This window comes from Chromobacterium sp. Rain0013, assembly GCF_015291765.1.
Lineage (GTDB): Bacteria > Pseudomonadota > Gammaproteobacteria > Burkholderiales > Chromobacteriaceae > Chromobacterium > Chromobacterium haemolyticum.
In genome coordinates this window covers 1496238-1517571 of the sequence record NZ_CP031514.1, presented here as the reverse complement: position 1 = coordinate 1517571, position 21334 = coordinate 1496238, and the positions used below count along the sequence as shown (strand labels likewise).

Here is a 21334-nt window from a genome sequence, read left to right as displayed (position 1 = left end):
CTCAACCGGCGACCGGCCGCTCCGCCTGCGGACACATCCACACCAGCCAGGCCGCCAATATGGCCGGCGTCGCGGCCAGCATGAACAAGCTGGCCAGGCTCCAGTCCTGACGCAGCAACTCGCCGCCCAGCCATGGCCCCAACACCGACCCCACCCTGCCGACGCCCAGGCTCCAGCCCACGCCGGTGGCGCGCAAGGAGGTGGGATAGGCGTTGGCCGCCAGGGCGTTGATCGCCGGCTGGCCGCCCACCACGCAAAAACCGGCGGCGAACAAGAGGCCAAACAAGCCGGCCTGCTGCGCGCCCAATTGCCCCAGCATGGCAACGGCCGCCGCCGCCAGCGCGAAGCTTGGCAGCATCACCCGCAAAAAACCCAGCCGGTCTATCCAGATCCCCAACAGCAAGGTGCCGGCCACGCCGCCCAGTTGCAGCGCGGCGCCGGCGAGAATGGCGCTTTGCGTGTCCAACCCGGCGTCCCGCGCCAGGGCCGGCATCCAGTTGGACAGGAAATAGAGCAGAAGCAGATTCAAAAAGCTGAGCGTCCACAGGGTCAGCGTCAGCCGTGCGCGGCCGGCCCGGAACAAATGCGGCAACGACGCGGCGGCGACGGGCTCCCGCAGCGTCAGGCAAGACGCCGTCGTCCCGCTCATCGCCGGGTCCAGACGCCGCAACCAGAACAGCGCCTGTTCGCGCCGTTGCCGCGACAACAGAAACTGCAACGACTCCGGCAACTGCCGCCACATCCACAGCGCCAACAGCAACGGCGCGGCCCCGCCAACCGCAAACACCGCGCGCCAACCGTGGGCAGGAACCAGCCAAGCCGCCAGCAAGCCGCCTAACAGCGCGCCGACCGTGAAGCCGCAGGAAATCAGCATCATCATGCTGACCCTGCGCCGGAGCGGGCTGTACTCGCCGGCCAGCGCCATCGCGTTCGGCATGATGCCGCCCAGCCCCAGGCCGGTCAGGAAGCGCAGCCACAGCAGGTGCTCCAGTGTGGCGGCGAAGGCGGTGGCCAGCATGCCCAGGCCAAACCACAAAGTGCACAACAGCAGCAAGGCACGGCGGCCGAAGCGGTCCGCCAGCGGACTGAACAGTAAAGCGCCCAGCAGCAAACCAAGCAAGCCGGCGCTGAACACCGGCCCCAAGGACGGTTTGGCCAAGCCCCAATCCGCCAGCAGCGCCGGCGCGACATAGGCCATGGCCTGAACATCGAATCCATCCAGAATCATCAGCAAGCCGCAAAGCAGCAGCAGCCGACGCTGAAACCCGCCCAGCGGCCGCTGATCCAGCCAGGTGTCGATCTCCAAACTTGAAGCTTGCGCCATCTCCGCGCCCCATTATGCCAACGGCAAACAAGATGTCCACAAAGCGCCGCCCGGTCAAGCCGCGCCAAAAAAAAAGCCCATCTTGAGGATGGGCTTGTCGTCGGTCTGAAGCGGGTCAGTGCAGCTTCAAAGACGGCCTCGCGGCGCGGCGCAACTTGTCTCCGACATAGAGCAGGCCCGCCAGCACCCAGCCGTGCACAGCCGCTTGGTGCATGCGGTACAGAGAGCTGTAGATCAGCTTGGCGCCGCGGCCCTCCACATAGTAGTCGCGCTTGGGGCCGACCACCGCCGCCAAGCTGCCCACCGCGCTGTGCTTGCCCAGCGACACCAGCATACCCTGTGGTTTGAAGTCGAAGGGCTTGCCCTGGCGGCCGGCCACGCGCCGGCTCAGTTCATCCGCCAGCCAGCGCGCCTGCTGGTGCGCCACCTGGGCGGTGGCCGGCAGATTGCGACCGCTGTCGCCGTCCGGCGCTTCGGCGCAATCGCCCAGCGCATAGACGCAGGCGGCGCCCTGGCAGCGCAGCCACTTGTCCACCTGCAATTGGTTGATGCGGTTGGTCTGCAAGCCCCCCAAACCGGCCAGCCAACCCGGCGCCTTGACCCCGGCGGCCCAAACCGTGATGTCGGCCGCCACCTTGTCGCCGCCCTGCAGTTCCACGCCGTCGGCGTGCACGGCCGCCACCCGGCTGCCGGTCAGCACCTTGATGTTGCGCGCGGCCAATTGCTCCTGAGCATAAGCGGACAAAGACGGCGGCGCGGCGGCCAGGATGCGGTCCGCGCCTTCGATCACGCTGATTTCCACGCGCTCCGGCTGCAGGCGCGCGCCGTAATGATGCAGTTCACACAAGGTGTGGTTCAGTTCCGCCGCCAGTTCCACTCCCGTGGCGCCGCCGCCGACGATGGCGATCCCCAGCTTGGCCAGCGGTTGCAGGCCGCTGCTGCAGCGGAAGGCCAGTTCCAGCACCCGGTGGCGCAGCTTCTCCGCATCGTCCGGGGTGTTCAGGAACATCGCGTGCTCGCCAACGCCGGGCGTGCCGAAGTCGTTCGCCTCCGCGCCCACCGCCAGCACTAGCCAGTCGTAGGACACTTCCCGCGGCGGGCTCAGTTGCGCTCCGCCGGCATCGCGCACTTCGGCAAGCTGGATGCTGCGCCGTTCAGTGTCCAGCGACTGCATATAGCCGAACTCGAACTCGTAGCCGTTGCGATAGCCATGGGCAAAGTAATTGACCTCGTCCTCGCCAGTGTTGAGCGCACCGGTGGCCACCTCGTGCAACAGCGGCTTCCAGATGTGGGTGGGCGAGCCGTCGACCAACACGACGCGGGCCTTGTGCTGCGCGCCCAGGGTGCGCCCCAGCCGAGTGGCGAGCTCCAGGCCGCCGGCGCCGCCGCCAACGACGACAATGCTGGGCAATGCGGAATTGCGACTTAACATGACAGATCCTTACAAGGTAGAAATCACTAAACAAACGTTCTGGCGGCAACACGCTTGTTTAGGGAGTTCTTGCTTCAGATCAAGGAAGAAGTATGCACAGGCTGGCAAGACAAGCCAAGATTACACAGCAGAAAAAACCGAAGGCATGACGGAGGGGGCAGCGGCGAAGCCCGCCGCCCAATACGAAGCCGGCCCGGTTTTCGCCATGGAAACCGGGCCGGGTAAGTGTTGCGGAAAATGAAGGCGTCCGCAGGGGCGGCACTGTACCACGCGTACATTCCATTTTCTCAGCCGTTTCGCCTTGTCTCGCCCTAGCTCGCGAGACTTTGAACAGGCTCTAAGCAAGCCCAGCACACAATCCGTATTCTCGGCCAGCCACAAGGCTAATTCATCCGCGGCTTCGCAGCCGAAACGCTGCCAGCAGGGTCAAGACGCGGCGTGCAGCTTAGCCCGGAGAAGCTTTCAACGAGTACTCAAAAAGGCGCCTTGGCGACAAACTCCATTTCCTCGCGCGTGATCGGGTGACGCAAAGTCAGCCGCTCCGCGTGCAGCAGCAAACGCTCGGCTTTCGCCAACACCGCCTCCGGCGCGTAGATGTCGTCGCCCAGAATGGGATGGCCCAGATGCAGCATATGCATGCGCAGCTGATGAGCGCGGCCGGTCAAGGGTTCCAGCTCCACTCGGCTGGTCTGGCGCAAGCCATCGCGCAACACCACCCGGTAATGAGTGACGGCCTGCTTGCCGTTCTCGAAATCCACCTTCTGACGCGGGCGGTTCGGCCAGTCAATGATCAGCGGCAGGTCCACAGTGCCGCTGTTCTGTTCGACGATGCCGTCCACCACCGCCACATAGCGCTTGTCCACCTTGCGATCCATGAAGGCGATGGATAACTCGCGCTGCATGTTGGCGCCGCGTCCCATCACCACCAGGCCCGATGTCGCCATATCGAGCCTATGCACGGTCAGCGCGTCCGGATAAAGCCGCTGAGCGCGGCTGATCAAGCAGTCCGCCTTGTCCTCGCCGCGGCCCGGCACCGACAACAAGCCGGAAGGCTTGTTCAACACCAGGATCGCCTCGTCGGCGTAGATCACGTCTAGGCCTGTGTCCGGCGGCGGATTGTAATGTTCCAGATTATGGCGAATGGTCATGGGGCAATGGAAAGGAAAGCGGAAAAAGGCGGCGATTATCTGCGCTAAACGCTGCTGCGACAAGCTGTTGCCATGATTTTTCGCTAGCGCTGTCTCTTGAAATACACAGCCGGCGGCAGCATTCTCAACATCATCGCCTCCGGCGGCGGCAAGCGCCGCCGGTCTTCCCAGCATAGCCTGAAAAGGAACCGCCGCATGGCAGAACGCTTTTACATCGACCCCTATCAAACCCGGCTGGAAACCCGCGTGGCGCGGTACGACGACGCCGGTCTGGTGCTGGAGGACACGCTTTGCTACCCGCTTGGCGGCGGCCAGCCGGGCGATACCGCCACGCTAAGCTGGGACGGCGGCGGCTGTGCGATAAGCGATACCCGACGAGACCGCGAAACACGCGCCATCGTCCACTTGGTGCCCCCCGATGCGCCGCGGCTCACCGCCGGCACGGCGGTCACCCTGGAACTCGACTGGGCGCGCCGCCATCGCCACATGCGCATTCACACCTGTCTGCACTTATTGTCCGTGGTGATCAAGGCGGGTGTCACCGGCGGCAATCTGAGCGCGGAATCCGGCCGCCTGGATTTCGACCTGCCCGAGGGCATGGAGTTGGACCGCGAGCACATCGAAAACGAGTTGAACCGGTTAGTAGCGGAAGACCGTGCGGTGCGCATCGAAATGAGCAGCGGCGAGGCGCTGCAGCGGCAGCCGGAGCTGATAAAGACCATGTCGGTGACGCCGCCGCTGCACCTGCCTGAAATCCGCTTGATCAATATCGACGGCATCGATCTACAGCCCTGCGGCGGCACTCATGTGCGCAGCACCGGCGAGATTGGCCCGGTCGTGGTGAAAAAGATTGAAAGCAAAGGCGCGCGCAACAAGCGGGTGGTAGTGGCGCTGCGCGACTAAGAACCTGTTCAAAGTCTTGCTCTGGCTCGCGAGACTTGAGCAGGCTTTTAAAGCCTGTTCACGTTCTCGCGAGCTAAGGTGAGACAAGGCGAAAACGGCTGAGAAAACGGAGTGTACACACGGTACATGAGCATTTCGAAGCCGTACTCACCGTGTAACGCTCCACGACGCACAGCGGATCGTAAACAGGTTCTAAACCCCTGCCGGCGCGGCCAGCCGTTGGCTAATCACGCCCAGTTCGGCCTTCAGACTGTCGACGAAGCGCTCCAGCAAAGGAGAGACGGGGCGGTGCAACGGTCGCACAAGGTTGACCGCGAACGGAATGGACACACTGAAGCGCCTCATGGCGAGGCCCGCGCCGGCGTAATCCAGCGCGGTCAACGGATTAACCACGGCCACGCCAATGCCCTGCCGCGCCATGGCGCATACCGAGGCGGCGCTATGCGTCTCCACCACCATGCGCCGCTTGACCCCCCTCTCGGAGAACACCTGATCCAGCTGTTGCCGATAGCTATCAGTCGCCGCCAGGCTGATGAAGGCTTCGCCCTCGAAGTCTTCGGGCGCCAGCACCGTCTTGCTCAATAAACGATGCCCTTCCGGCAACACGCACAACTCGTCCGCCTGCAGCAGGGGCTCCACCCTGGTTCCCGCCGGCGCGTGCGCGCTCTCGCTCAAACCCAGGTCATGGCGTTGCGCCGCCAGCCACTCCTCCAGCAACGGCGATTCCTGCGGCGCGATGTTCAGGCTGATGCCCGGCGCTTGCGACAAAAAACGCCGACACACCGCCGGCAATAGCGATTGAGCGAAAACCGGCAAACAGACAATCGACAATTGCCCTTGTTCGAACTGGCGAATCGCCGCCGCGCTGCTGACGATGCGCTCCAGGCCCTGATAACTGCGCTGCACTTCCTCGAACAACAGCAGCCCCTGCGCGCTAGGCCGCAAGCGGCCGCGGCTGCGCTCGAACAAGGCCATGCCCAGCAATTGTTCACAGCGCGCCAGTTCGCGGCTGACCGTAGGCTGCGAAGTGCGCAGCAAAACGGCCGCCTCGGTAACACTGCCGGTGGTCATCACCGCGCGAAACACTTCGATATGGCGCAGGCTGATGTCCATTCCGCCTCCTCTTAAGCAACTTGGCAATCCATATCATAAATGAAAGAGGTAGCGATAATTTGATATTTTATTTTTGCCGGAGCACGCGACATGATGCTTCTGTCTGCCACCCCTAGCCAACGCCACGCCATGAAATGCTTTGACGCCCGCCAACTGACAGAACTCGCCCGCCAGTACGGCAGCCCGCTCTGGGTTTACCACGCCGACACCATTCGCCGGCGCATCGCCGAACTGAAGCGCTTCGACGTGATCCGCTATGCGCAAAAAGCCAACTCCAATATCCATATCCTCAGCTTGATGCGAGAACAGGGCGTGAAAGTGGACGCAGTGTCGCTGGGCGAAATCGAGCGCGCGCTCGCCGCCGGCTACAAGGCCGACTCCGCCGAGCCCTCCGACATCGTCTTCACCGCCGACGTGCTGGACCGCGCCACGCTGGAACGCGTGGCGGCCGCGGGCATCGCGGTCAACGCCGGTTCCATCGACATGCTGCGTCAGCTGGGCGCGGCCTCGCCCGGCCATAGGGTCTGGCTGCGCGTCAACCCCGGTTTTGGCCACGGCCATAGCCAGAAAACCAATACCGGCGGCGAGAACAGCAAGCACGGCATCTGGCATGAGCAAGTGTCCGACGCGCTGGACGTGATCCGTCAGTTCGGCCTTCATCTGGTGGGCCTGCACATGCACATTGGTTCGGGCGTTGATTACGGCCACCTGCAGCAGGTCTGCGGCGCCATGGTCAAGCTGGCGACTGGACTGGGGCACGACATCGAAGCGATCTCCGCCGGCGGCGGCCTGTCCATTCCTTACCGCGACGGCGACGCACGCATCGATACCACGCATTACTTCGAACTATGGGACGAGGCGCGGCGGCGGATCGCCGCGCATCTGGGACATCCGGTGCGGCTGGAAATCGAGCCGGGCCGTTTCCTGGTAGCGGAATCCGGTGCCCTGATCTCCGAGGTGAGAGCGGTCAAGACCATGGGCAGTCGACGTTTCGTGTTGGTAGACGCGGGATTCAACGATTTGATGCGACCCGCCATGTACGGCAGCCATCACGATATTTCCGTCCTGGGCCCGGACGGAACGGAAAAATCAGGCGCGCGCGCGCCCTGCGTGGTAGCCGGACCCTTGTGCGAATCGGGAGACGTCTTCACCCAACAGGAAGGCGGCGTGGTGGAAAGCCGCCCGCTGCCGGACGCGCAGGTAGGGGATCTGCTGGTATTTCACGACGCCGGCGCCTACGGCGCCACCATGTCGTCTAACTACAATAGCCGGCCGCTGCTGGCCGAAGCCTTGATCGACGGGTCTTCCAGCCGCCTGATCCGCCGCCGCCAAACCATGGCGGAATTGTTGGAGCTGGAGCGAGTCTAGGCCAGAATCAACTAAGCTTCAGGTCGTCCAGCGTCTGCTGGAAGGCCTGATAAATATCCTGATAACTGGCGTAGCCGTTGAACACCCCCACCACCTGGGGCGATTGCAAGCCGCGCGCCAGCAGTTGCCGGCCGCGGCGCGAGCGCGGGCTCAAAGCCCGCAGCCGCTGGCTGCGCTCGTCCCAATACACCAGCTTGGCTTCGTCGGCGCCTTCAAGCCGTGAAATCAATTTGTCCACCTGCTCCGCCGGTTGCAGCATCATGCGGTGGGAGAGCCTCTTGCCAAGTGCGGATGCATATTCCATGAGTCATGTCCGGTGCTTCGCAGTGGGCCGGCGTGCGATCCTTACTGCTGATTGGAAAAACCTTGCCGGCCCCAGCCTTTAGAAAGGCAGTCCGCCGGCAACACCGTAAATTTTTCTCAATAAGGGAATACGCCACAATCGGATTAATCTTAAATTTCTGGCGAAAACGCTGGTCGGCACAAATGACAAAAGGGCGCCGAAGCGCCCCCTGATGCTGCTGATCCAGGCCGTTCTCGCCTAGTTTTTCAGTACCATATTGTTGATGACGAACTTCACGCCCGGCACTTTTTCGGCAATTTGCCCTGCTTTGAACATTTGCTGGTCGTCGGTCATGCCGCCTTCAATCGTCACCTCGCTCTTCTTGCTGCTCACCTTCAAACCAAGCCCCTGCAATTCGGCGTCGCCGTTCAAGGCCTGCTGCACGCTGGCGGCCAGCTCCTCATCCGTCGGCGGGGTCTGTTCGGCGTAAGCCGGCAGGCCGGCGGACAGCAAGGTGGTCAACAGCAAGGCGCGGATGCAAAAACGTTTCATCAGATTCTCCAGTGATATGGCTCAAGCCCAAGCTTCAGCGCGAATGTTTTACCGCATACTAGCGAGGAAACTTTTCAATTTTGTTGCCGGTCCATGACAACGCGGCATGACGCTTCCGGCTGTTGGCGCCGCCGCAACATTCGCCGCGGGCATCATTGCCCCGTCATGTGCGTCCCAGCGTAAAATCAGACCGAATTTGCAGCGCGTCGCTGCCTTAGCCCTGTTTCAGAGAACCTACCGCATGTTTAGAAAATGGCTGTTGTTACTGCTCGTCGTCGGCCTGGCCGCCTGCTCTACCTCCAGCCCGCCTGGCAAGCCTGGCGGCGCGGCGCGTGAAAGCGACGCGCCCACCTCGCTGCCGGCCTGGAGCCAGCAAGAACTGGGCGATACTCTCGTCGCGCTGAAGCAAAGCTGTAAAGCCATTGCCAGAAAGCCGGGCTGGTCCGAAGTGTGCAGGCAAGCCAACGGCATTGCCGCCGACAACGCTCAGGCTGTGCGCCAATTCTTTGAAAATCGCTTTGCCGCCTGGAAGGTCAACGACGGCGGCCGCGACAGCGGTTTGATCACCGGTTATTACGAGCCGCTGCTCAGCGGCAGCCGGACGCGCAGCGAACGCACTCCCTGGCCGGTGTATGGCATTCCAGCGGACTTCTACAGCGTGGACGTTCCGGCCTCCCTCCGCGGCAAATCCAGCCTGACTGCGCGCCGCAGCGGTCCCAACCGACTGGCGCTGAGCGCGGCCGGCGACATTGAGATCCGCCCTGCCGACTTTCCCGCCGACAACCGCGGCACGCGGCTGAAAGGCAGGCTGGATGGCAAGCGCCTGCTGCCTTATTACACCCGCGCCGAAATCAACCAGGGCAAGGGTGTGGCCAACGCGCCCATCCTGGCCTGGGTCGAAGATCCGGTGGAGTTGTTCTTCCTGCAAGTGCAAGGCTCGGGCCGCATCCAGTTGGACGACGGCAGCTTCATCCACGTCGGCTACGCCGAACAAAACGGTTACGGCTACCAATCGATCGGCAAATGGCTGGTGGACAAGGGGGAGTTGACCCTGGGCGACGCATCGATGCAGGGCATCAAGGACTGGCTGACCCGCAACCCGCAACGCCGGCAGGAGCTGTTCGCGGTGAACCCCAGCTATGTGTTCTTCAAAAGCTTGCCGGGCGACAACGGCGGGCCAATGGGCGCGCTGGGCGTGCCGCTAACCGGGGGCTACAGCATCGCGGTAGACCCGCGCTACATCCCGCTGGGCGCGCCGGTCTACCTGGTCACCACTTGGCCTCACTCCACCCAGCCGTTGACGCGGCTGGTGCACGCACAGGATACCGGCAGCGCGATCAAGGGCGCGGTGCGCGCCGATTTCTTCTGGGGTTACGGCACCGAGGCCGGCATGTACGCCGGCAGAATGAAGCAGCAAGGCAATCTGTGGATGCTGCTGCCCAAAGGCATGAACCCGTCCCAGGCCCTGTAAGCTGTTAAGCTCCCGGCGGCGCGCGCGTGCCGGCGCCGCCGCCTTCTTTCGTTCCCAACAGCCGCAAACCTCGCCCTCCTCCGGCGATCCACCCTCTTTGTTCTCTCCGCCCGCGGCATGGGCGACGCTTCGTCCAAGCTGACGCGGCGAGCGTCTTGCCACCTAGCCTCTCCGCATTAGAGCCGGTTCAAAGCCTGCTGCGCGTCGTCTATGCGGCTACGAATCCGTACGAAGAACCCTCTCGCTCTTCCCCTGCGCAAGCGCGTCTGTAATGGCCCCTTGCAGTCACAGTCCCATAGAACCCTTTTCAGGCAAGGCTTTCCTGCATCCAAAGCATTATTCCATTCAAATTATCTTTTATTGAATTTTCCTAATATTGACTTTCATCAAACGTCGAACAACACGAAATAAATAAGATTTTCGAAATTTTATATTTTTACGTTTTTATTGTTTTGTTCGATGGAGATGAAAATGACGACAATAGATAAGACGCCTCCCAAGATCAGCGTCTTTGCCTTTGTCATGATCACCGCCGCCGTGGTCGTCAGCGTCCGCACGCTGCCAATGACGGCTCAACCGGGGATGATGACGATTTTCCTGACCTTGGCGGCCGCGCTGCTGTTTCTGGTGCCCACCGCCCTAGTGTCCGCTGAACTGGCCACCGCCTGGCCGCAGGATGGCGGCCTGTTCATCTGGGTTCGCGAAGCCTTTGGCGAGCGCATGGGCTTTGTCGCAGTGTGGATGCAGTGGATACAGATGGTGTTCGGCATGACCTCCATCATCATGATCATCGCCGCCACTTTCGCCTATGTGTTCGACCCTGCCCTCGCCAGCAACAAGTTCTACATGCTGGCGATGATCGTGGGCATCTGGTGGGCCTGCACCTTGGTGAACATGCGCGGCGTGAAAACCCTGGGCTGGGTGTCCACCATCTGCGTGAGCCTGGGCGTCTTCATGCCCGGCGTGGTGCTGATCGGTTGCGGCATCGCCTATCTGGCCGGCGGCCATCCCATCATGACCGACGTGTCCTGGAGCTGGAACAACCTGGTCCCCAGCTTTAGCGACAGCGGCACGCTCGGCCTCTTCATCGGCTTCATTTTCGTGGTGATGGGCATGGAGGTGTCCGCGTCCAACGTCTCCTCCATCAAAGACGCCCGGCGCAATTATCCCATTGCCATCATCCTGGTGTCGGTGATCATGGTATTGCTGTCCGTGATCGGCTCCGCGGCGATCTTCATCGCCATCCCCAAGGAAAAAATCTCGATGACCGCCGGCTTGATGCAGGCCTTCGAGCTCTACTTCAATCAATGGGGCATGGGCTGGCTGGCTCCTGTCATGGGCCTGTGCATCGGCCTGGGTCTGGTGGGCCAGGTGAACTCCTGGGTGCTGGGCCCGGTGCGCGGCTTGCAAGCCACCGCGGACTCCGGCGCACTGCCCAAATTCCTGCAGACGACCAACCGCCACGGCGTGCCGGTCACTCTGGTGCTGATCCAGGCAGCGGCCATTACCGTCGTCGGCGTGCTGATCACCGTGATGCCGAACGTGGATAACTTCTACTTCATGCTGATGGGCCTGACCGGGCTCGTCTATCTGGTGGCCTATCTGTTCATGTTCTCCGCCGCCATCTACCTGCGTTACAAGCGTCCGGACGTGGAACGCAGTTTCCGAGTGCCCGGAGGCAACGCGGGCATGTGGGTCTGCTCCGGCCTGGGCATCGTCATCTCGCTGCTGGCCGGCTACCTGGGTTTCATCCCGCCGGGCAGCTTCCATGGCTCCTCCCACGAATACCTGCAATTCCAGCTCATCGGGCTCGCCATCATGCTGGTGATTCCCTTCCTGGTGTACGCCTATGGCCAAAAAGCCAAGCACGCCCGCTCCGCCGGCGTTGCGCCGCGCACCTCTCCCGCCAGCAAAGCGCGTCCCGCCGAAGGCAAATGAGCCGCTTATGCCCCTAAATTACAAGGTTAATCTGTTATGAACACTCCGAACGCCTCCCCGCTTAACGTCGATGCCCTGTTCATCGGCCCCAAATCCGAAAACCGCGTGTTCTTCAAGGAAATGATGGAATACGCCGTGTCTGAACACCTGCACTGGCGCGCGGACTTCCATCCGGAAGACCCGGCGCTGGTCACCCCGGTGGAGCAGCACGCCGGCGATTTCCGCCAGACCCTGTACCGAACCGAAGGCATCCTGCGTCAGCTGTCCTCCAAGCTGAAAAACACCTCGGTGCCCTGGTTCTCCCCGCGCTATCTGGGCCACATGAATGCGGACACGCTGATGGTGTCCAACCTGGCCTACGTGATGACCATGATGTACAACCCCAACAACTGCGCGCACGAAGCCTCGCCCACCACCACCGAACTGGAAGTGGAGGCCGGCCTCGACCTGTGCCGGATGTTCGGCTACGACCCCAAACGCAGCTGGGGCCACATCACGTCCGGCGGCACCGTGGCCAACTACGAAGGCATGTGGGTGGCGCGTAATCTGAAGACCATTCCGCTGGCCATCGCCCAGCATGAAAAAGCCCGCGATCTGGTCGCCGGCAAGAGCGAGAAGGAACTGTTGAACCTATCGCCCAGCGCTGTGCTGGACCTGACCGACGAATTGAAAAAGCGCGGCCTGTTTGAAGAAGTGCGCGCCTTGTCCTGCCGCGGCGTCGGCATCAAGCAAGGTTCGCTGGGCAAGATCCTGGTGCCGCAATCCAAGCACTACTCGTGGATGAAGGCGATGGACGTGCTGGGCATTGGCCAGGAACACATCGTGCCGCTGCCTGTGGACGAAAACTACCGCACCGACGTCGCCAAGATGCGCGAGATCACCTTCCGCCTGATAGAGGAAGGCCATCCCATCCTGGCCATGGTGTCCGTGGTGGGCACCACGGAGGAAGGCTCGATCGACCATGTCGACGAGGTGATCAAGCTGCGCGCCGAGTGCGAACGGAAATACGGCGCCTCCTTCTACGTGCACGTGGACGCGGCCTACGGCGGCTATGTGCGCGCGATGTTCCTCGATGAGGACAACCGCTTCATGGACTACGACGCGCTGCTGGCCCGCTACCGCGCCGAAGACATCATCCCGGCCGGCGTCACCTGGCCCAAGCGCGAAGTTTACGAAGGCTTCAAAGCGATGGCGGAAGCGGACTCCATCACCGTGGATCCGCACAAGGTGGGCTACATCCAGTACGCGGCCGGCGCCGTCTGTATGAAGGACAAGCGCATCGTCGACCTGATCTCCTACCACGCGGCCTATGTGTTCGAAGAAGTGGACGAAGCTGAAGGCGCCGACACCAAGGTGGTGCTGGGCTCCTCCATCATGGAAGGCTCCAAGGCCGGCGCCACCGCCGCCGCGGTATGGGCGGCCCACCGCCTGGTGCCGCTGAACATCGGCGGCTACGGCAAAGTGATTGGCCGCGGCATCGTGACCGCGGACTGGTTCGCCCAGCGCCTGGCCTCCGCCAAGCCGCTGACCGTTGGCCGCCGCCGTTTCGAAGTGCGCCCCATCATGCACCCTGACTTCCACATGGTGAACTTCACCTTCAAGGAAATCGGCAACGACAGCCTGGAAGACCACAACCGGCTGAACAAGAAGATGTACGAGATCTGCTCCTACGCTTCAGGCCGCACCTACACCAACGATTTCCTGACCTCCTCCACCTCCTTGTCCGTGGAAGAGTACGGCGACACCCCTTGGCACTACGTGGCTAGCCGCGGCTTCAGCCGGGCCGAATGGGACAAGGTGGAAAGCGTCTACATCCTGCGCGCCGCCGTGATGACCCACTTCCTGCGCAAAGCAGAGGATTTCGACGCCTACTGGGAACAGTTGCGCGAGGTCTTCGCCGCCAAGCTGGCCCAGATCGTGGACATGGAAGACAAAACCGGCGCCGACACCCTGATCGCGGCCTGATCCACCTCCGCTCCCGGCTTGGCCGGGAGCGTTTTTTTCATCACCAGACCCAATACCGACTATGAGTTTGTCCGGTTTTTACGAACGCATCCTTCTCTTCATCAAGGATGGTTGAGGATTCCACATGCAAGTCAATTTCAAGGCCATAGGGGCCACCTTGCTGATTTCCGGCACCATGCTGGGCGCCGGCATGCTGGCGCTGCCGCTGGTGTCCGCCGGCATGGGTTTCGGCTACGCCTGCCTGACCCTGTTTCTGATCTGGGCGTTGATGACCTACACCGGCTTGATGCTGCTGGAGGTCTGCCTGTCCTTTCCCGAAGGCTACGGCTTCGACGCCATCGCCCGCTCGCTGTTCAAGGCCAAGGGCAGCTATCTGATCAACGCCAGCCTGCTGCTCTTGCTCTACGCGCTCTCCTCCGCCTATATCTCCGGCGGCGGCTCCACCTATCAATCCAGCCTGCACCAGTACCTGGGCCTAAGCCTGTCTCCCGCCCAGGTCTCGCTGGTCTTCACCGTCCTGATCGGCGGCATCGTCTTCGCCAGCACCACGGCGGTGGACAAGGTCAACCGGCTGCTGTTCAGCCTGAACATCCTGATCTTTCTGGCGCTAAGCGCGGTCATCCAGCCCTACGTCGACACCGGCAATCTGTCGGAAAGCACGGATTCCGCCAAATACATGCTGGCCGCCATCCCCATGTTTCTGACCGCCTTCGGGTTTCACGGCAGCGTGCCCAGCATGGTCAAATACCTGGGCCGCGACCAGCCTCGCACGCTGCGCAACGTCTTCATCGCCGGCAGCCTGATCCCCATGGGCGTCTACCTGCTGTGGGTGTTCAACACCCTGGGCACGCTGCCGCGCTATGGCAGCCACAGCTTCCAGGCGATCTCCGCTCATAATGGATCGGTGGGCATGTTTCTGGACGAATTCCACGCGCTGGTGCCCACGCCGCAAGTGCCATCCCTGCTGTCCGCCTTCTCGTCCATCGCGCTGTTCACCTCCTATCTTTGCGTATCGCTCGGCTTGTTCGACGCCATGGCCAGCACTCTGAAACGCGGCGACAGCCTGCGGCAGCGGCTGCAAACCGCGCTGATCACTTATCTGCCGCCGCTGGGCTTCGCGCTGTTCTTCCCCGGCGGCTTCGTCGCCGCGCTGGGCGCCGCCGCCATTTTCCTGGTGGTGCTCGCCATCCTGTTCCCGGCGCTGGCCCTGATCAAGCTGCGTAGCCAGGACAACTACCAGCCCGACTACCAAGTCAGCGGCGGCGGCACCCTGCACTGGGCGATAGGCGGTTCAGGCCTCGCCATCATCCTGTTCCAGATCTTGGTGATGCAAGGACTGCTGCCCGTGTTCTGACGGCGCCTCCGCGCCGTCGTCCGGACGCGCGGCCAACACGGCCGCGCGCCGCAATCATGGAGGTAAACGAAATGAAGCAATCGACCCTGATCCGGGATCTGCAGCAACGCGGCCTGATCTCGCAGGTCACCGACGCGGACGCGCTCGACGTGCTGCTGTCCCGGCAAACGGTCACCCTGTACTGCGGTTTCGACCCCACCGCCGATAGCCTGCACCTGGGCCATCTGGTGCCGCTGCTGCTGCTCAAGCGCTTCCAGATGGCCGGGCACCGCCCCATCGCCCTGGTGGGCGGCGCCACCGGCATGATAGGCGACCCCAGCTTCAAGGCCAGCGAGCGCAAGCTCAACACCTCGGAGGTGGTGGCCGGCTGGGTGGACAAAATCCGCCGTCAGGTGGAGCCCTTCCTTAGCTTCGAAGGCGACAATGCCGCCCTGATGGCCAACAACCACGAATGGTTCGCCAGCATGAGCGCGCTGGATTTCCTCCGCGATGTCGGCAAGCATTTCTCAGTCAACGCCATGATCAAGAAGGAATCCGTACAGCAGCGGCTCCACCGCGACGATGTCGGCATCTCCTTCACCGAGTTCGCCTACAGCCTGCTCCAGAGTCACGACTACGTTGAGCTGAACCGCCGCTTCGGCTGCAAGCTGCAGATCGGCGGCTCCGATCAGTGGGGCAACATCACCGCCGGCGTCGACCTGGTCAGACGGGTGAACCAGCAGCAGGCCTTCGGCCTGACCATGCCCTTGATCACCAATAGCGATGGCACCAAGTTCGGCAAGAGCGAAGGCAACGCGGTCTGGCTGGACCCTAACAAGTGCTCGCCCTACGCCTTCTACCAGTTCTGGCTGGGCGCGGCCGATGCCGACGTCTACCGCTTTCTGCGCTACTTCACCTTTTTGTCCAATGAAGAGATCCAGGCCATCGAGGCCGAAGACCGCGCCTCCGGCGGCAAACCGCGGGCTCAGCGCATCCTGGCCGAGCAAGTCACCGAGCTGGTGCACGGGCCGGCCGCGCTCGCCGCCGCTCAGCGGATCACGCTTAGTCTGTTCGACAACGACGTGGAAGGCCTCAGCGCCGCGGACTTTGCTCAACTGGCCCAGGACGGCATGCCGCGGCTAACCCTGCCGCCGCAATCCACCCCGCTGATCGACGCCTTGGCGGCCAGCGGCCTGGCCGCGTCCAAAAGCGAGGCCCGCACGCTGCTGCAAAGCGGCGCGGTCAGCGTTAACGGCGCCAGAACGGAAGCGCTGGAAGCTCGGCTGGAACAGGCCGATCGCCGCCATCAACGCTATACCTTGTTGCGGCGCGGCAAGAAACAGTACTGTCTGTTGATTTGGGAATAAACGCGAGAAACCGCGTGAAACGGCCCGGACGCTGAAGCGCCGGGCTCGCCCCGCCCCAAGCCTGACGGCGAACGGGCGGGGCCGCCGGCCTCGAATCGGCCAACGAACTAGCGGGGCTGGAAGGCTTCCGTGCTTAATCCTTCCACCACCTGCATCACGTGGGAATAGTGCTGATCCAGCAATTGCAAGGTCCGGTCCGCATCCCTGGCCAACACGGCCTGCATGATGGCCTGATGCTCACCCTCGTCGCTGTAACGCTTGGAGGACGGCAAAGCCGGATCAAACCAGATATGCCGATAGCGCTCCAAGCGGTTGTACAAGGACTCCATCACCTCCACAATCACCGGCGAGTGGCTGCCGCTGATGATGGCCAGGTGGAACGCCATGTGGCGGTCCGCCCAGTCCTGAAGATCCACATCCGCGTCGTTCAGATCTATTCGGCTCAAACGGTGGTAGCTGGCCAACACCTCCAGTTCCCATGCCTCGTCTCCCTGCTCCAGCGAGCGGCGCACCGCCTCCTCCGCCAGCACTCGGCGCACCAGCAGAATGTCGTAAAGCTCATGGCGGGAAATCGGCGCCACCCAAAAACCGCGCTGCGGCTCCATCACCACGTATTTGCACCAGCTCAGGCGCAACAGCGCCTCCCGGATCGGAGAGCCTCCGGCGTCGTAACGCGCCTTGAGGTCATGCAACAGCAATTTCTGCGACGGGCGGTATACGCCCAACAGAATGTCCCGTCGCAACTCCTGGAATACCTTGTCGGCCAATGTGGCGTTACTGCTTGCCGCTTTTTTTTCCTTCTGTGGCATTCGGTTTTTTCCACATGAGAGCGCGCAATAACGCGCGAAACGCTAGATAGTAACTGAAAACGACGTCGCATATTGATTTTCCCCATCGGAACAGGGGGGAAATAGCTAAAAGCTACGCCTATCCGGCATGGAAATCCGCAATCAGGGAAGCATTCAACAAAGAGACGGGCGAGGTGGCAATAACGGAGCGGCCGACCAAAACAAAAAAGCCGACCTAAGCGTCGGCTTCTGATTTGAATCGCCAAGAACCGCCGTGTTTAGTGTGGAAGTCTTGGTGGGCCCCCGGGGAGTCGAACCCCGCACCAACGGATTATGAGTCCGCTGCTCTAACCAAGCATGAGCTAGAGGCCCAGAGTTGCGCATTATACCAGCCCAAAAGCAAAACCCCAAGCGTCTAATACCGACGGCTTGGGGTTTTCGTCCGGCGCAGGCTGTTAGCCTAAACCGGAGTCACATCGAATCACTGACCGCCCGGCTCGTTGTCCAGGAAGCTGCGCAGACGTTCCGAACGGGTCGGGTGACGCAGCTTGCGCAGAGCCTTGGCTTCGATCTGGCGGATGCGCTCGCGAGTCACGTCGAACTGCTTGCCCACCTCTTCCAGCGTGTGGTCGGTGTTCATGTCGATGCCGAAACGCATGCGCAACACCTTGGCCTCACGCGGGGTCAGCGTGTCCAGCACTTCCTTGGTGGCGTCCTTCAGGCTGGAATACATCGCAGCGTCGGACGGCGCCAGGTTGTTCTGGTCTTCGATGAAATCGCCAAGATGGGAATCGTCGTCGTCGCCGATCGGGGTTTCCATGGAGATGGGCTCCTTGGAAATCTTCATGATCTTGCGAATCTTCTCTTCCGGCATCTCCATCTTTTCCGCCAGCTCGGCCGGGTCCGGCTCATGGCCGGTTTCCTGCAGAATCTGACGGCTGATGCGATTCATCTTGTTGATGGTCTCGATCATGTGCACCGGAATACGAATGGTGCGCGCCTGGTCCGCGATGGAGCGGGTGATCGCCTGGCGAATCCACCAGGTGGCGTAGGTCGAGAACTTGTAGCCGCGGCGGTATTCGAACTTGTCCACCGCCTTCATCAAACCGATATTGCCTTCCTGGATCAGATCGAGGAACTGCAGGCCGCGGTTGGTGTACTTCTTGGCGATGGAGATCACCAGACGCAGGTTGGCCTCGATCATCTCTTTCTTGGCGCGGCGCGCCTTGGATTCGCCCGCCGACATCTGGCGATTGATTTCCTTAAGCGCCTTGATCGGCAGCATCGCGCGATCCTGCAACTCGGACAGCTTGGTCTGCTTCTCGATGATCGCGTGTTTGAAGCGGGTCAACGCCTCCGCCCAGCCCTTGCCCGAATGGATCTCGTTTTCCACCCAATCAAGATTGGTCTCGTTGCCAGGGAACACCTTGATGAAGTGAGCACGCTCCATGCGCACGCGGCTGACACAGATATCCTGGATGTCACGCTCGTAAGTGCGGATTTCGTTGACGCGGCTGCGCAGCGAATCACACAGGCTTTCCACTTGGCGGGTGGAGAAGCGCACCAGCATGAACTCAGTGGTGATCGCGTCTTGCAGCTCCAGGTATTCCTTGCTCTGCGCACCCTTGGCGGCAAGCACCTTGACCATCTTGTCAAACAACATGCGCACGCCGGCGAAGTGCTCCAGTGCATGCTGCTTCAACTCTTCGAGGTTGATACCGGCGGCGTCGGCGGCGTCGCCTTCCTCCTCCTCTTCTTCCTCTTCCTCTTCGGCCTCGGCGTCGAGCAACTCGTCCTCGTCCGCCTGCGCGGCGAACGCGGCCTCCTCCTCGGACGGCGCGTTCAGATCGATGAAGCCATCAACCACCTCGTCCACGCGCACTTCGTCGCGGCCGACGCGTTCCACCAGCTCCAACACTTCGGCGATGGTGCCCGGACAAGCCGAAATCGCCTGGATCATGTACTTCAGGCCGTCTTCGATCCGCTTGGCGATTTCGATCTCGCCTTCGCGGGTCAGCAACTCCACCGAACCCATTTCGCGCATATACATGCGCACCGGATCCGTGGTGCGGCCAAATTCGGAATCCACCGAGGACAGCGCCGCTTCGGCTTCTTCCACGGCGTCTTCATCGGCCACCGGCGGAGTGGCGTCGGACATCAGCAGGGTGTCCGCATCCGGCGCTTCGTCGTAAACCTGGATGCCCAGACCGGAAATCATCGTGATGATGTTTTCGATCTGCTCTGCGTCGGACACATCTTCCGGCAGGTGGTCGTTGATTTCCGCGTAGGTCAGATACCCACGCTCTTTACCCAAGGCGATCAGCTGGCGCAGGCGTTTACGCTGCTCTTCCAGGCTCATCACTTCGGTTTCGTTTTCCTGCACGTCTTTTTGATTTTCGGGAGAGGCCGCCATTTCGCTTCCTGCTTGAAATAAGCCGAAAAAAACAGTTGATAATAACACAAGCAAACAACGCTGTTTGTGTAGCCCTGCGGGGCGCTTTTAAAGCCACGGCATCGCTTTCGGCAATCTGCCGGGGCGGCGACAACGTCAAGCGTTTGGCGCCAGCAAATCCCGCAGCAATTCCCCTAGCAATCTGACTTCTTCCGGAGTCAGGCCTTCGTTCCGGTCCTTTTGTTTTAGCCGTTCCACCTGAGTTTGATGCAGCATTTTCAGGAGCTTGGCAGCGCCGTCCTGAAACTGCTGTCTATCTTCCTCGCTGGGATCGGCGAACTCGTCCGGGTCCTGCATGGCCTGCTGCAGAACACTATCCACCAGCCCTTCGTATGGAGTGCCGCGCAGGCTTTCCATCAATTGCGCCGTATTCGGCGGCTGGTCGTGCCCTTGCACGCATTCGGCCAACATGGCAAAACAGGCAAGCTCGTCGGACAGTGCCATACTGTCCGGCAAACGCACATCGCCGGCCCAACCAGGGTTCAATAGCAGCCATTTGATCAGGCGCGTCACCATGGAGGACTGTGGCGGGCGATGCGATACCTCCGGCAAACGGTGCTCCCGCTTGCCTTTGCGCTCCGACTTCCGTTGGCCCGTCGTCAACATGTCGAATTCGTCGACATCCACACCGGCGAGTTCCGCCAGTCTTTTCTTGATGATGAAGCCCAGGGCCGGAGCGGCAATCTGCGCCAGAAGGGGCGCGGCCTGACGGATCAGATCGGCCTTGCCTTCCGGCGTGGTCAGGTTCACCTCGCGACACAATTCGCGGGTGAAATAAACAGACAGAGGCAAGCTCTGCTCTTCCAATACTTTTTCAAAGGCCTCGGCGCCGAACTCGCGGATATAGCTGTCCGGGTCATGTTCCTGCGGCAGGAACAGAAAATTCAACGCCTTGCCGTCCTGCAATTGCGGCAGGCTGCTTTCCAGCGCTCGCCAGGCGGCCTTTTGGCCAGCCTTATCGCCATCGAAACAGAAGTAAACTTGGTCGGCGTGGCGCATCAACTTGCGCACGTGTTCGCCGGTGGTGGCGGTACCCAGCGTGGCCACCGCATAGCCGACTCCAAATTGAGCCAGCGCCACCACATCCATATAGCCTTCGACCACCAGCACGCGGTTTTTATCCCGTATCGCCTGGCGCGCCTCGTAGAGGCCGTACAGTTCCCGGCCCTTCTCGAACAAGGGCGTTTCCGGCGAGTTCAGGTACTTGGGCTCGCCCTTGCCCATCACCCGGCCGCCAAAGCCGATGATGGCGCCGCGCTGGTTGCGGATCGGGAACATCACCCGATCGCGGAATCGGTCGTAACGCTGGCCCTTCTCTTCGTTGACGATGACCAAGCCGGTATCAACCAGCTTGTCGTCCTGGTAATCCGGAAAAACCGTCTCCAGGTTCTGCCAGCCGTCCGGGGCGAAGCCAAGGCCGAAGCGACCGGCCACTTCGCCGCTCAAACCCCGGCCTTTCAGATAGGAAATGGCGTTGGGCGCGGACTTCAGCTGCTGTTTGTAGTAGCCTGCCGCCATTTGCATCATCTGCTCCAGCGACAGCTTGCGTTCGCGCGCGGCGCGGCTGGCCTCTGGATTGGCGTGAGCGCGGCTGTCCGGCACCTGCATGCCGATGCCTTCCGCCAGCAGCTTCACGGCGTCGACGAAGCCCAGCCCTTGGTATTCCATCACGAAGCCGATGGCCGAACCGTGAGCGCCGCAGCCAAAGCAGTGATAAAACTGCTTGGACGGACTCACCGTGAACGACGGCGACTTTTCCTTATGAAACGGGCAGCAGGCCAGATAGTTCTGGCCACCCTTTTTCAAAGGGACGTAACGATCCACCACGTCGACGATATCGACGCGGGACAACAACTGATCAACAAAATCCTGAGGGATCAAGCAAGGTCACCGTTGG

At 61.7% G+C, this 21334-nt stretch carries 17 protein-coding genes and 1 tRNA gene; 8 read left to right on the top strand and 10 right to left on the bottom strand.

The features are described 5' to 3' along the window. Position 1: 1 nt before the first annotated feature. On the bottom strand, positions 2-1324 hold the full coding sequence (locus DXT74_RS07175) for an MFS transporter (RefSeq protein ID WP_194427631.1): 1323 nt from the start codon (positions 1322-1324) through the stop codon (positions 2-4). A 115-nt stretch (positions 1325-1439) separates the two neighbouring features. Continuing rightward, positions 1440-2756: an NAD(P)/FAD-dependent oxidoreductase gene (locus DXT74_RS07170; protein WP_194427630.1), complete on the bottom strand. Its 1317-nt coding sequence runs from the start codon at positions 2754-2756 to the stop codon at positions 1440-1442. Between DXT74_RS07170 and DXT74_RS07165 the strand changes: the two genes are divergently transcribed. Then, positions 2755-2997, top strand: coding sequence for a hypothetical protein (locus DXT74_RS07165; RefSeq protein WP_194427629.1), 243 nt, complete (start codon positions 2755-2757; stop codon positions 2995-2997). The two genes, DXT74_RS07170 and DXT74_RS07165, sit on opposite strands and share 2 nt — an antisense overlap. Positions 2998-3229: 232 nt before the next feature. Here DXT74_RS07165 and DXT74_RS07160 read toward each other — a convergent pair whose 3' ends face one another. Next, positions 3230-3904 carry a pseudouridine synthase gene (locus DXT74_RS07160; protein WP_194427628.1) on the bottom strand — a complete coding sequence of 225 codons (675 nt, stop codon included), beginning with the start codon at positions 3902-3904 and terminating at the stop codon, positions 3230-3232. A gap of 195 nt (positions 3905-4099) precedes the next feature. On the opposite strand from DXT74_RS07160, the gene DXT74_RS07155 reads away from it, so the two are divergent. Further along, a complete protein-coding gene (locus tag DXT74_RS07155; protein WP_194427627.1) occupies positions 4100-4807 on the top strand; it encodes an alanyl-tRNA editing protein in 708 nt (235 codons plus the stop codon). A 192-nt stretch (positions 4808-4999) separates the two neighbouring features. On the opposite strand, the gene DXT74_RS07150 is transcribed toward DXT74_RS07155, so the two are convergent. Continuing rightward, entirely contained in the window at positions 5000-5920 is a 921-nt protein-coding gene (locus DXT74_RS07150) for a LysR family transcriptional regulator (RefSeq protein ID WP_043637787.1), read from the bottom strand. Positions 5921-6010: 90 nt separating this feature from the next. Here DXT74_RS07150 and lysA point away from each other — a divergent pair, with 90 nt between their 5' ends. Beyond that, a complete protein-coding gene (gene lysA, locus DXT74_RS07145; protein ID WP_231138293.1) occupies positions 6011-7288 on the top strand; it encodes a diaminopimelate decarboxylase in 1278 nt (425 codons plus the stop codon). A gap of 7 nt (positions 7289-7295) precedes the next feature. On the opposite strand, the gene DXT74_RS07140 is transcribed toward lysA, so the two are convergent. Together DXT74_RS07140 and DXT74_RS07135 are read right to left on the bottom strand one after the other, a co-directional pair. After that, complete coding sequence (locus DXT74_RS07140) at positions 7296-7592, bottom strand: hypothetical protein (protein ID WP_143330252.1); 297 nt, start codon at positions 7590-7592, stop codon at positions 7296-7298. Positions 7593-7829: 237 nt separating this feature from the next. Then, positions 7830-8123, bottom strand: coding sequence for a BON domain-containing protein (locus DXT74_RS07135; protein ID WP_043637793.1), 294 nt, complete (start codon positions 8121-8123; stop codon positions 7830-7832). Positions 8124-8364: 241 nt separating this feature from the next. Here DXT74_RS07135 and DXT74_RS07130 point away from each other — a divergent pair, with 241 nt between their 5' ends. The 5 genes from DXT74_RS07130 (at position 8365) to tyrS (ending at position 16197) form a co-directional block, all read left to right on the top strand. Then, entirely contained in the window at positions 8365-9594 is a 1230-nt protein-coding gene (locus DXT74_RS07130) for a murein transglycosylase A (RefSeq protein ID WP_194427626.1), read from the top strand. A 471-nt stretch (positions 9595-10065) separates the two neighbouring features. Further along, positions 10066-11532, top strand: coding sequence for an amino acid permease (locus DXT74_RS07125; RefSeq protein WP_162788103.1), 1467 nt, complete (start codon positions 10066-10068; stop codon positions 11530-11532). Positions 11533-11568: 36 nt separating this feature from the next. After that, the gene (locus DXT74_RS07120; protein WP_114154812.1) at positions 11569-13497 is read left to right on the top strand and encodes a pyridoxal-dependent decarboxylase; all 1929 of its coding nucleotides are present in this window, start codon (positions 11569-11571) and stop codon (positions 13495-13497) included. Positions 13498-13621: 124 nt separating this feature from the next. Then, the gene (locus DXT74_RS07115) at positions 13622-14851 is read left to right on the top strand and encodes an aromatic amino acid transport family protein (protein WP_043637802.1); all 1230 of its coding nucleotides are present in this window, start codon (positions 13622-13624) and stop codon (positions 14849-14851) included. A 71-nt stretch (positions 14852-14922) separates the two neighbouring features. Next, positions 14923-16197 carry a tyrosine--tRNA ligase gene (gene tyrS, locus DXT74_RS07110; protein WP_194427625.1) on the top strand — a complete coding sequence of 425 codons (1275 nt, stop codon included), beginning with the start codon at positions 14923-14925 and terminating at the stop codon, positions 16195-16197. A 107-nt stretch (positions 16198-16304) separates the two neighbouring features. On the opposite strand, the gene DXT74_RS07105 is transcribed toward tyrS, so the two are convergent. From DXT74_RS07105 to dnaG, 4 genes are all read right to left on the bottom strand, one after another. Beyond that, positions 16305-17006: an FCD domain-containing protein gene (locus DXT74_RS07105; RefSeq protein WP_019100596.1), complete on the bottom strand. Its 702-nt coding sequence runs from the start codon at positions 17004-17006 to the stop codon at positions 16305-16307. 272 nt (positions 17007-17278) lie between these two features. Continuing rightward, a tRNA-Ile gene (locus DXT74_RS07100) sits at positions 17279-17357 on the bottom strand. A gap of 109 nt (positions 17358-17466) precedes the next feature. Continuing rightward, complete coding sequence (gene rpoD / locus DXT74_RS07095; protein WP_194427624.1) at positions 17467-19398, bottom strand: RNA polymerase sigma factor RpoD; 1932 nt, start codon at positions 19396-19398, stop codon at positions 17467-17469. Positions 19399-19533: 135 nt separating this feature from the next. Next, positions 19534-21318 (bottom strand): DNA primase, encoded by a 1785-nt coding sequence (gene dnaG / locus DXT74_RS07090; RefSeq protein ID WP_194427623.1) that lies wholly within the window; start codon positions 21316-21318, stop codon positions 19534-19536. Between the last annotated feature and the right edge of the window lie 16 nt (positions 21319-21334).

Excerpts from the sequence above, each read along its gene's own strand:
- DXT74_RS07175 (WP_194427631.1), bottom strand. The coding sequence starts at position 1,324 with ATGGCGCAAGCTTCAAGTTTGGAGATCGACACCTGGCTGGATCAGCGG.
- DXT74_RS07165 (WP_194427629.1), top strand. The coding sequence starts at position 2,755 with ATGACAGATCCTTACAAGGTAGAAATCACTAAACAAACGTTCTGGCGG.
- DXT74_RS07170 (WP_194427630.1), bottom strand. The coding sequence starts at position 2,756 with ATGTTAAGTCGCAATTCCGCATTGCCCAGCATTGTCGTCGTTGGCGGC.
- DXT74_RS07160 (WP_194427628.1), bottom strand. The coding sequence starts at position 3,904 with ATGACCATTCGCCATAATCTGGAACATTACAATCCGCCGCCGGACACA.
- DXT74_RS07155 (WP_194427627.1), top strand. The coding sequence starts at position 4,100 with ATGGCAGAACGCTTTTACATCGACCCCTATCAAACCCGGCTGGAAACC.
- DXT74_RS07150 (WP_043637787.1), bottom strand. The coding sequence starts at position 5,920 with ATGGACATCAGCCTGCGCCATATCGAAGTGTTTCGCGCGGTGATGACC.
- lysA (WP_231138293.1), top strand. The coding sequence starts at position 6,011 with ATGATGCTTCTGTCTGCCACCCCTAGCCAACGCCACGCCATGAAATGC.
- DXT74_RS07140 (WP_143330252.1), bottom strand. The coding sequence starts at position 7,592 with ATGGAATATGCATCCGCACTTGGCAAGAGGCTCTCCCACCGCATGATG.
- DXT74_RS07135 (WP_043637793.1), bottom strand. The coding sequence starts at position 8,123 with ATGAAACGTTTTTGCATCCGCGCCTTGCTGTTGACCACCTTGCTGTCC.
- DXT74_RS07130 (WP_194427626.1), top strand. The coding sequence starts at position 8,365 with ATGTTTAGAAAATGGCTGTTGTTACTGCTCGTCGTCGGCCTGGCCGCC.
- DXT74_RS07125 (WP_162788103.1), top strand. The coding sequence starts at position 10,066 with ATGACGACAATAGATAAGACGCCTCCCAAGATCAGCGTCTTTGCCTTT.
- DXT74_RS07120 (WP_114154812.1), top strand. The coding sequence starts at position 11,569 with ATGAACACTCCGAACGCCTCCCCGCTTAACGTCGATGCCCTGTTCATC.
- DXT74_RS07115 (WP_043637802.1), top strand. The coding sequence starts at position 13,622 with ATGCAAGTCAATTTCAAGGCCATAGGGGCCACCTTGCTGATTTCCGGC.
- tyrS (WP_194427625.1), top strand. The coding sequence starts at position 14,923 with ATGAAGCAATCGACCCTGATCCGGGATCTGCAGCAACGCGGCCTGATC.
- DXT74_RS07105 (WP_019100596.1), bottom strand. The coding sequence starts at position 17,006 with ATGCCACAGAAGGAAAAAAAAGCGGCAAGCAGTAACGCCACATTGGCC.
- rpoD (WP_194427624.1), bottom strand. The coding sequence starts at position 19,398 with ATGGCGGCCTCTCCCGAAAATCAAAAAGACGTGCAGGAAAACGAAACC.